General features: G+C 70.3%; 11 protein-coding genes. 7 read left to right on the plus strand and 4 right to left on the minus strand.

Translation table 11 applies throughout. The annotated features are described in order from the left end of the window. Positions 1-104: 104 nt before the first annotated feature. Positions 105-290 (plus strand): hypothetical protein, encoded by a 186-nt coding sequence (locus WMF42_RS02945; RefSeq protein WP_338111471.1) that lies wholly within the window; start codon positions 105-107, stop codon positions 288-290. 90 nt (positions 291-380) lie between these two features. Here WMF42_RS02945 and WMF42_RS02950 read toward each other — a convergent pair whose 3' ends face one another. The 4 genes from WMF42_RS02950 to WMF42_RS02965 form a co-directional block, all read right to left on the minus strand. Further along, positions 381-950 (minus strand): manganese efflux pump MntP, encoded by a 570-nt coding sequence (locus WMF42_RS02950; RefSeq protein WP_437690016.1) that lies wholly within the window; start codon positions 948-950, stop codon positions 381-383. Next, the gene (locus WMF42_RS02955; protein WP_437690017.1) at positions 947-1,150 is read right to left on the minus strand and encodes a hypothetical protein; all 204 of its coding nucleotides are present in this window, start codon (positions 1,148-1,150) and stop codon (positions 947-949) included. The genes WMF42_RS02950 and WMF42_RS02955 overlap by 4 nt, the downstream gene beginning before the upstream one ends. A gap of 222 nt (positions 1,151-1,372) precedes the next feature. Further along, entirely contained in the window at positions 1,373-1,873 is a 501-nt protein-coding gene (locus tag WMF42_RS02960; protein ID WP_437690018.1) for an RNA polymerase sigma factor, read from the minus strand. A gap of 274 nt (positions 1,874-2,147) precedes the next feature. Then, a complete protein-coding gene (locus tag WMF42_RS02965) occupies positions 2,148-3,323 on the minus strand; it encodes an RNA polymerase sigma factor (protein ID WP_437690019.1) in 1,176 nt (391 codons plus the stop codon). A gap of 251 nt (positions 3,324-3,574) precedes the next feature. Between WMF42_RS02965 and WMF42_RS02970 the strand changes: the two genes are divergently transcribed. The 6 genes from WMF42_RS02970 (at position 3,575) to WMF42_RS02995 (ending at position 9,945) form a co-directional block, all read left to right on the plus strand. Continuing rightward, positions 3,575-4,693, plus strand: coding sequence for a hypothetical protein (locus WMF42_RS02970; RefSeq protein WP_437690020.1), 1,119 nt, complete (start codon positions 3,575-3,577; stop codon positions 4,691-4,693). A 28-nt stretch (positions 4,694-4,721) separates the two neighbouring features. Beyond that, a complete protein-coding gene (locus tag WMF42_RS02975; protein WP_437690021.1) occupies positions 4,722-5,828 on the plus strand; it encodes a hypothetical protein in 1,107 nt (368 codons plus the stop codon). Beyond that, positions 5,825-6,886, plus strand: a complete 1,062-nt coding sequence (locus WMF42_RS02980; protein WP_437690022.1) for a hypothetical protein — start codon at positions 5,825-5,827, stop codon at positions 6,884-6,886. The genes WMF42_RS02975 and WMF42_RS02980 overlap by 4 nt, the downstream gene beginning before the upstream one ends. A 144-nt stretch (positions 6,887-7,030) precedes the next feature. Then, positions 7,031-7,627: a hypothetical protein gene (locus tag WMF42_RS02985; RefSeq protein ID WP_437690023.1), complete on the plus strand. Its 597-nt coding sequence runs from the start codon at positions 7,031-7,033 to the stop codon at positions 7,625-7,627. A gap of 998 nt (positions 7,628-8,625) precedes the next feature. Beyond that, complete coding sequence (locus tag WMF42_RS02990) at positions 8,626-9,279, plus strand: hypothetical protein (RefSeq protein ID WP_437690024.1); 654 nt, start codon at positions 8,626-8,628, stop codon at positions 9,277-9,279. 18 nt (positions 9,280-9,297) lie between these two features. Next, on the plus strand, positions 9,298-9,945 hold the full coding sequence (locus WMF42_RS02995) for a hypothetical protein (RefSeq protein WP_437690025.1): 648 nt from the start codon (positions 9,298-9,300) through the stop codon (positions 9,943-9,945). Positions 9,946-9,959 lie beyond the last annotated feature (14 nt).

Raw genomic sequence — 9,959 nt, forward strand, 5'->3', positions numbered from 1 at the left:
GGTCTTGCCTCGCCGTGTGCGCCCGGGCAGGCTTGGACCATGGGCCAGTCTGCCGCGAAGACGTGCCGCGCCACCTGCGCCGACCTCGAGGCCGTCCCGCCGAAATGTACGCACGCGAAGGCGTGCGGCACGCCTGGCTCGTCGAGCCCGTCAAGCGCACGCTCGAGGCCTTCTCGCTCGTCCCTGGTCCGGGGTGGGAGCGCGGCCCGGTCGATCGCGACGCCGCGTGCGTCCGCCTCGTGCCCTTCGAGGCCATCGAGCTCGACCTCTCCGTGCTCTGGGCGACGTAGCACGGCGATCACGGCGGCTCTGGCCGCATGCTTCACGGGGCTGCGGCGGGGATCCCCCGGCGCAGCAAGGCGCGATCGCGGATCTCCTGCTCATGTCGCCTGCAGGTGCTCGATCAGGATCTTCACGCCAAGGCCGATGAGCACGACGCCGCCGGCCGCGTCGAGCCGCTTGCCGAGCATCGCGCCGAAGCGCCTGCCGGCGAAGAGGCCGATCGCGCTCAGGACCGCTGTCGTGATCCCGATGGTGACGAGGGAGAGCACGAGCGGTGCATTCAACATCGGAAGGGTGAAGCCGACAGCGAGCGCGTCGATGCTGGTCGCGACGGCCAGGACGAACATGACGTTCAAGGCGAACAGGTCCTTCGGGGCGTCGTCGTCATCGTCAGCGCTGGCCCGCGCCTCCCACAGCATCTTGCCGCCGATGGCTGCGAGGAGCCCGAAGGCGATCCAGTGATCCCACGCCTGCACGAGGGGCCCGACACGCGCACCGAGGAACCACCCGATCAAGGGCATGAGCGCCTGGAACCCGCCGAAGAAACCCGCGACGAGCGCAACGTGCCGGGCGCGAATCTCGGGGACTGCCAGCCCCCGCGCGGCCGAGACCGCCGTCGCATCCATGGCCAGGCCGAGAGCGAGGAGCAAGATGGCGCCGAAGCTCACGATACCCCCGCCGGCGGACCATCGGTGTCCAGGGCGGGCGAGCTCGAGCTCGGCGCGCATGCAACGGTGAGCTCGACGACTGTCATCACGAATGTGAGCGCGACGTCCCAGCGCGTCTTCGCCTCGGGGCAGGCCATCTCGGTGCCGCGATCGCGGGAGTGCCTCTTGTCGGGCAGCTCGGCCGTTGCGTTGCTTGTCATGGCGTCTCTCAAGTAACATGGGTGCGCGCGATCTGGACCAGCTCTCGACGGCTTCGCGCTGCGATGCCGTCCCGGGGGCCGGGGCCATGACGTGGGGCCGGATGTGGCCCCGATGAGCTCGCCCACGACGCGCCGGGCTCGGCGAGCGGCCCGAGCCAGCCGGCGAGCTCCGCGACCGGGGCGGCCAGGGCGCGCGCGCTCCAGGTGGGGGGCCACCCGGGGTCAACGGCCGAGGAGAACGCGCAGCCTTCGTCGAGCTCGGCCGATCTCTCGCGCCGCCGTCGAGCTCGGCATGCCGAGTGTGCGCGCGACCTCGCGGACGCCGTGGCCGGCCGCGCAGAGGGCGAGCATCTGCCGATCGCGCTGCGGCAGCCTGGAGAGGGCGAGGCGCACGGCGAGGAGGCGCTCGCGCGCCGCGACGAGGAGCTCGTCGTCCCGCGGCGGCTCCGGATGCACGCGCCACGGATCCGCCACCGGGATCTCCCGGCGGACGCAGGCGCGCTGGCCGTGGTGCCCCACCTTGCGCCAGACGATGCCATGGATCCAGCCGCGGAGCGCTCGCCGGGGATCGACGGACGCGTCCGGACAGTACCTGCCCCCCTCGACAGCCATCCATGCAGCCATGAGCACGGCCTGCACCATATCCTCGCGGTCGCGGGGCGATACACCGCCGGCGGTGACGAGCGCGGCGATCCAGGGGCGCTCGGCGAGGATGCGCTCCACGGGAATGCGGATCGCGGGGTGGCTGGCGAACAACGGACGATGGCGCCGGGGAGCGCTGCGCTCGCGGACAGCGGTGGTCGTGCGGCGTCGAGTCTGCATACCGGACCTCGGCAAGACGTGTCTGTCGAGGAGCCCTCGACGCCATCGCGCGCCCGTGGAAGCCGCGCGCAGGCCGTGCGCGCAGGCCGACATCGCAGCTCGCCGATCGAGCTGGCCAGCGTCGAGGCCCTCGGGCGCCGATGCTCGTGAGTCGTCGCCGTCGAGGCGCTTGTCCTCAGCGAACGCGCGCCGCGGGTGTCGCGAAAGCCAGGGGCTCGCCGCGGTCGGACCCGGGAGCGCTGCCCGGCACGCCGTGGCGGCGCCGCTCCAGCAGCGCACGCGCCAGCGCGTCGTTCCCGATGGCGCGCGCGGCGGCGGCCATCCTCCGGCGCTCCTGCTCGTCGCCCTGCGCGACGGGCCAGCGCTGCGGCGGGCGCGACATGTCTCGAGGACGACGAGGCGCGCTGTCGTTGACCTTCGAGGCCGTCATGGCTCCTGGCGAAGGTAGCTTGTCGTTCGCGGATGGATACGATAGCTCGCGCGCTGGCGCCGCCGGCGCGGCGCTCGACGAGGCGTGAGCACGCGCCGCGGGAGAAGAGCCCGACAGCGCAGCGCCTCCGGCGCGAAGACCGCCGTGCCCGGCGAGCAGGAGCCCTGCTGCCAGGACGACGCTCCAGGCGCCCGCCGCGAGCGAGGCGCAGGCGTGAGCGATCGTCCGTATCCGCGGAGCCCTCGCGCCGCGCAATGCATCCCGGAGCGCGCGCCGGGCGCGCTGCAGCAGGTGCTCCCGCGATGCGGCGCGGCGGGAACGCTCCCCCGAGCAACCGGTCGCGCGCATCGGCAGCAGCGCGGCGAGGCGGCGGTGATGGCGCGCCTGCCAGCGGCGCGCGGCCGCCTTGAGCTCCTCGCGGCCGTGGCGGACCCGGCTCTTCGCGGTGGTGGCGGGTATCGAGAGCAGCTCCGCCACGTGCCCGATACCGACCTCGTCCAGCTCGTGGGCGATCACCGCCTGGCGCCGCTCCGGCGGCAGCTCGAGGAGCAGCGTTATCAGGAGCTGCCGTCGCTCGTGCTGCATCTGGCGCTCCTCGGAGCTCGGCGCCTCGTCGGCGACCTCCAGCGGCCCTTCCGGCCACGGCTGCTCGCGCCGCCGGTAGGCGCGGCGCCGGTAGTTGGATGCATGGTTGTGGACGATGGCCTTCAGCCAGGCACGAAGCTCGCCACGCGCCGGATCAAAGGTGCTGATGGCCCGCGAGATGCTGTGCAGCACCTCCTGAAGCACATCCTCCCTGTCGGCCTCCGGGATCCTCTCCGACGCGACGCAGCCGCGCAGGTAACGGAGGTGCTGGCGGACGACGGTCTCCCAGGTGGGCTGCGCTCCGGCGGGCAGACCGCGCGGGTCCTTTGCATCCATGCCCGTTCCATTAGCCGCCAGTTACCCGATGGTGCTCGAAATCGTTCCCGCGCCGCCGGGCTGCCGAGGTTGCGTTCCTGGTGGATTCTGGAGCCCGACCGGGCGCTGAACCGACGTGCGAGGCGTCAGGAAAGGACGGTTTCTCGCCGCATTACGTGGACATCTTCTGATTCGCCATGAAAAACGTCGCACGCCCGCCGCCCGGGATGCGCGCTTGCGGGCGATCGGTGAGCTGAATAAGGTCGCCGCCCATGCGCTGGACGAGGGGCCTGGGGCTTGCGCTGTCGTTGTGCGCTTCAGGCTGGAGCCGCGGCGCGCTGGCCGAGGCGCCGTCATCGCCTGGAACGGGGGCAGGGGGCTCGCCCTCGGCGGGCTCGCCGTCAGGAGCCGCGCGCGCGGCAGCTTCGCCGCCGGGCGTCTCGTCCGCGGCGCTCGCGGAGACGCTCCGCCGCGCGGAGCAGGCGCGGCGCGCCGGGCGATGGGAGGACGCGGCGGCGGCATATCGAGCGGCGTGGGAGTCGACGGGCGACCCTCGCTGGGCCGGGGAGCTCGGGCTGGCGGAGCTCTCGCTGCATCGATATCGCGACGCCGCGGAGCACCTGCGCCGGGCGCTCGACGGGGCGGACGCGCTCGCGCCCGGCGTGAGGGCTCGGTTTCAGCAGGGGCTCCAGCGCGCCGCGCAGGAGGTCGCCGCGGTCGCGATCGTGGTGGGCGAGCCCGAGGCCGAGGTGTTCATGGACGGCCGGCGCGTCGGCCAGGGGCTCGCCACATACGTGGTCTATGTCGAGCCCGGCAGCCATGAGGCGCGGGCGACGCTCGCTGGTCACGAGGACGGCGTGGGGCGCTTCGAGGCGCAGCGCGGCGACACGCCGGCGATCGGCCTGGCCCTGAAGGAGAGGCCGCCGGCGCCGGTCCCGGCGGTACGGCCGCGCGCCGCTGCGCAGGCGCCGGGGCCGGCGGCATCGCGGCCCGGGGCCGAGGGGACGGTGATCGGCCCGGCGATCCGGGTCGGGGGGCTCGCGCTCGCGTCGGCCGGCGTCGTTGTCGGCGCGGGGTTCGCGATCGCCTGGGCGGTCAAGGACGGCGAGGCCGCGACGCTGCGCGAGCAGATCAGCGGCGAGAGCGGGGCGCACGCGTGCGGCCCGGGCAAGGCGGTCCCCGACACGCGATGCGCCCATCTGCGGGACGCGGTCGATGCCCGCGACGCCCTGGGCCTTGTCGCGATCGCGAGCTTCGTGGCGAGCGGCGTGGTCGGCGCGGCGGCGCTCTCGTCGTTCTGGTGGGCGCCCGCGCCGGACCAGGGCGGCGTCCGCGTGGTCCCGCGGATGACGGCGCACGGCAGCGGCGTCCGGATCGAGGGGGCGTGGTGAGGTCCGGCGGGCAGAAGGAGGAGCGGCGATGAGGTGGTGGGAGGCCGGGCGGGTCCTGGCGGCGCTGGCGAGCGCCGGCGGCGCGGCGGTCGCGGCGGCGAGCGGCTGCGGGGCGGTCGACGGCTACGACTGCGACGAGTACCTGGCGTGCGAGGTCATCAACGCCGACGGCTCCAGCAACGGCGGCTGCGAGGGGACCTGTGTCCCCACCGAGATCTATGGTTTTCGATCGGGCGTGTACCTCGTCGGCAGGAAGGCAGGGCTCGACGACCCGGGGTGCGCCGACGCGCTGCTGCGGACCGAGGGGCTGGATCTGGAGGAGCGCAAGGAGATGAGCCCGCCGCCCCACGGCGACTTCTTCGTCGCGCCGGGAGCGCATCCAGGGTGCGCGCCGTGCGCGTGCACCGCGCCCGCGTGCGCCTTCCCGGCCGGGCTCACGGTGAGCTCCGGCTGGATGTGCGACGACAGCCCCGGCGTGACGCTGACCCCGTTCGACGCGCCGGCCGGCTGGGACGGCTCGTGCGTCGCGCCCGGCGCGGTCGGGGCCGAGGCGTTCGGCTCGTTCCGGATCGCGCCCGTCACCGCGCGCGCCTGCGAGGTCGTGCCGTCCCCGGTGCCGCGCGACGGCGATGCGCACGCAGGAGGACAGGCCGTGGTCACCTGCGACGCGAGCGGAGGAGACAAATGCCCGGCCCCCGGGCACGCCTGTGTCTTCGGCGCGGCGGAGCTCCGCCCGGGCTGGCGCCGGTGCCTCCTCGCGGAGGACAAGGACGTCGAGTGTCCCTCCAGCGACAGGACAGCGGGGCTCCACTTCTCGGAGAAGCTCACCTTCTGGAAGGAGGTCGACGACAGCCGCGCATGCACGCCGTGCGCGTGCACCGAGACCGCGCCGAGCACGTGCGAGGCGCTCGTGTCGACGTTCGAGGACGGCGCGTGCCGCGATCTCGTCGCCGCCGTCGTCGTCGCCGGGAACGGCGGCTGCCACGACGCCGAGCCGGGCTCCGCGCTCGGGAGCCTGAGCGCGGCGTGGCTTGTCGACGCGCCGGGGAGCTGCGCGCCGAGCGGCGGGGAGCTCGTGGGCGAGCTGAGCTTGAGCGGCCAGGTGACAGCCTGCTGTTTGCCGGAGGGAACATGACGCGCGCGATCAAGACGACGAGGAACCGGGTGACATCGATGGCGGCGGCGATCCTCGCGCTCGGCGCCGGAGCGGCGCTGCTCGGGGCGTCGTGCCACTACGGCCAGTGTCGCGGCCCGGGTTGCCCTCAGCCCCTCACCGGCACCTGTCCCTGGCATTGCGCAGAGACCTTGTGGGACGGCACCAGCTACTCCGTGGACGGTTTCCGCAACAGCGCGGTCTTCGCCGTCTGGGTGGGGAGGCCGCGCGACGCGCCGAGCTGTGAATCGTCCAACTACTTCCCTTCGAGAGACTACTATCAAGAGCCGAAGTCCATCGACCGCTGCCCCCGCTGCGTCGCCGAGCCGCACACGGAGGAGCGGTACAAGAGGGTCGCCCTCCGCAAGGGGGGCCACTGTGGCGATGGCACATACAACGATGCCCTCATCGTCGGCGAGTTCGTCGTCCCGGCCGGGTGGGACGGGAGCTGCGTGTCCCAGAGGTCGGACATGGCGCCCCCACCGGAAGACTTCGATCTCGCCATGGGCAGCACCGAGCCTGTAGCTTACGCCTGCCGGACGTCGTTCTCCCTGGACGACGTGGACGCCCTCTGGGGGAAGATGGTCCGGACGTGCCGCCGCTCCTGGGATCTCGACCAGGATTGCGACAACCTTGACGCCCTGTGCATCCCGGACATGGCGCCAGGCTTCCGTGAGTGCCTTGAGTACCGCGGGGATGGCGAGCTCGAGGCGTGTCCCCGCAGTCACCCGGAGCTCGTGCAGGCCTACTTGGGCGTGGGCGGGTGCCCCTTGTGCGAGGCCGACCTGATAGACGGGTCCTGGAAGCGCCAGCAGGCGCTCACCTTCTACGCCGACGAGCACTGTACGGAGCCGATGCCAGCCACCGACACCTGGGGTTCCGGTCAATGCTACGACCTGCCGCCGGGCGTTTCTCCGCGGAGCGTCAGCGCGACGTACACCCTCGAGAGCATCGCCGAGTGCGCGCCCAAAGGCGGCGAGCAGAGCGGCGAGCTCCGTCCGGTGGGCTCTGTGAGTTATTGCTGCCGGCCGCCCGCCTGACGTCGCGGCGCTCGCGAGCCCCTGTGCTTCAGGTCGCCTTCCCCGCGGCGCGGAGTTCGTGCTCTGGCGTCCTGCCATGCTTGCCAGTGTAGACACGCCATCTTACGGTGTGCGCTCGCAACCGCAGCACGGGAGGAGAGATCAATGCCCTCGAAGAAGAAGGATTCGAACTGGACCACCTGGGAAGACATGCCGATCGACGAGTTCCGGTCGCGCGCCGAGAAGGCCAAGGCGATGGCCGCGGAGCTCGTCGAGAAGCTCGATGAGCTCTTCCCGGGGCTCGTGACGCTGACGAAGGAGCAGCGGCAGACCGCGCCGCGGCTGCGTGACGGCGAGCACGCGATGCTGCACAAGGTGCTCGACGTGGTGGACATGAAGCCTGCCCTGTTCGAGTCGCTCGCCGATCAGGACGAAGGGATGGACCCGAACCGCTTCGAGACAGCGCTGCTCCGGGAGCGCATCGAGAAGCACCTGCTCTTCAGCAAGGTCGCGGAGAGCCTCGCGCCTGTCGGCGGAGAGCTCGGCGACTCGACGCTCTACACGGCCATCAAGTTCCGCGAGACGCTCTATGCGGCCTACCGGATCGCCAAGACGCACGCGCAGACAGACCGGAAGATCATGGACGTCCTGGCGCCGGTCATCGACTTCATGCGGAAGAACACCGCCGCGGGGGCCGCGACGAAGAAGAACCGCAAGGCGGCGCCGAGCGCGAGCCAGGACGCCGTCGCCGGCGACGCGTAGCCTGGGAGAGGGCGGGGGATCCCGCCGCGCGTCTCTCGCCTCCTCGGCCCGTTCGCGGTCGAGGAGGCGAGGCGGTTTGTGACATCGGCTCGCCCGATGGCGTCCACCCCTGCGTGCGTGGGGACGACCCGCCCTACGAGCTCCCCGGGGGCTCGACCAAGTAGCCGGCAACGTCAACGCAGCCTCGCGCTCGAGAACCTCACGTCGGCGACGCTGAAGACGTCGCCGGCGCTGTCGTCGAGCCGGTTACAGCCGACATCCACCCCGAGCGACCAGTCCTGCACCGCAGCGACGCACCCCGAGCCTGTACCCTGTTGCCCGAGACCAGACGATGGTCGCGTAGGGGGTCGCGTACGGACATAAATTGTGGCCTTGATCACTATTGACGCTGCGCTTCAGTGAGAGAACCATCGGCGTGCTCGCAATGAACGAGATCGAGCGGCTGGTCTTGTAACAAATAATACTTCTTCTCTCTCCGGTTTGGTGCTGCTCGCTAACAGAGCGCGCGCCTCGGGTCCGGACGCGACGCCGCACCCCTGGACGCCAGCGATCCGGGCAAGGTCTTGACCCTCCAAGGAGAACCGCATGAGACGATCCGTTTCGCGTACAGTGGTGCTTGTGTTCGCTCTTTGTTCAATCGGGGCGCAGGAATGTACTCCTGGCAGCGCCCAGTTCGATCAAGAATCGGGCCTGCCCTTCTGCCATACCGATCCGCCGGTCTTCTGCGCCGCATACTGTTCGGGTGTTCGTCAGGTTACATTCACGAGTGGGTGCAGCGATGTCGGTGCCGACAAGCTGGAGATCCTATTTGAGTTGAAAGTGATGGAGGGGGTGAGACAGTTGGAGGCCCAGGGAACGCAGGTATGTCCCAGAGCCGATCCAGCATCGTTCGTCACGCCTTGTTCGGTCGACATCATTCCTCAGGAATGGCCGAACCAAGATCATGCTTCTTGTCAGCCTGTACCTCCAGGCTGTCCGATGTTCTAGCGAGACAAGTGATGACACTTCGCAACTGTCTTGCCCTCGCACTGATTGCTGGCGTAGCTGGTGCCTTCATCGGGCGCGCCGCACCGCGCGACGCTCGGAGCGCTCCACCGGCCCGGAGCGCATTGCCCGCGCCTCCAGCCGCTGTACGCGCGGGCAATGGCTGCGAGGAAAAACGCACCGAGCTGAGATCGGTCAAGGCGCAACTGGATGTGTGCACGATGTTGAGCTCGCTCGAAGCCGAACCGTCCGGCGCCGCCGGCGCGCCTGAGCCAGCTCAACGGGTGGAGCCCGTTCACCCGCAGAGCATGCCAGGCACGGCAGAGATCCGGCGGAATCGTGAGCTCCTGGACAGCTATCCCGAGGCCGTGATCGTCCGGCACCACGATGGAAGCACGGGCATCTACAAACCAGACGACTGGCCGATCGATGGTGATGGCGAGATCGTGGCAAGAAAGTTACCCAGCGGAGAGATCGGATGGTACGCCGGGCCTGATGCCGGACCTCGCTCGGATCCTGCCGCATTCCGTCCTTCCGAGCCTGCAAAGATTCCACCGACCACCTGGGGGCTTGCGCCAGATGGAACGATCACGATTGACGGTAAGCCTGCACCTGCTGAGCTGCAGCGCATGTTCGGCGGAAATGTCGATGGATCGGCCAAGCCGTAGCAGCGAGACGACCCCGTGATGATTCATCGATTCACCGCATCCCTGATCATCGTCGGCGCAGGCGTCACCGGCGCCCTTATCGGACGCGCCGTGCCACGCGGCGAACCAGGCGCCCGAGCGGTAGCGAGCGCATCGCGGCCTCCTTCGGCCACGACGCCTGCCGCGAATGGATGTGAAGCTGAGCGCAGCGAGCTCAACTCGGCCAAGGTGCAACTGGCGCTCTGCATGTCCCTTGGCAAACGCGATCCAGAGACTTCGCCGTCCGGAGCCGCCGGGCTATCTGAGCCCGTTGCTCCGCCTGATTCTGAGTCCGTGATTCTCGCAGAGATGAGGCGCGATCGCGAGCGGTTGGATGCCTTGCCGGAGGCCGTGATCGTTCAGCACGCGAATGGTACGATCGGTATCTACAAACCAGAGGACTGGCCGATCGACGGTGACGGCTTGATCGTTGGGCGAAAGCTGCCGAGCGGGGACATCGGTTGGTATGCCGGTTCAGATGCCGGATCACGTCTGGACCCCGCCGCCTTCCGGCGGCCGGATTCCACCGTCATCCTGGGGCCCAACATCGTGCGCGAGGCAGACGGGACGATCAGGGTGCGTCGAGGTGCTTCGCCTGCGGTGAAGCGCATGTTCGGCGAAAGGGCTGATGAACCGGCGAGTCCGTAGCTTGTTGAGAACGC

The organism is Sorangium sp. So ce176, from assembly GCF_051519835.1.
In the GTDB taxonomy this organism is placed as follows: Bacteria; Myxococcota_A; Polyangia; order Polyangiales; family Polyangiaceae; genus Sorangium; species Sorangium cellulosum_G.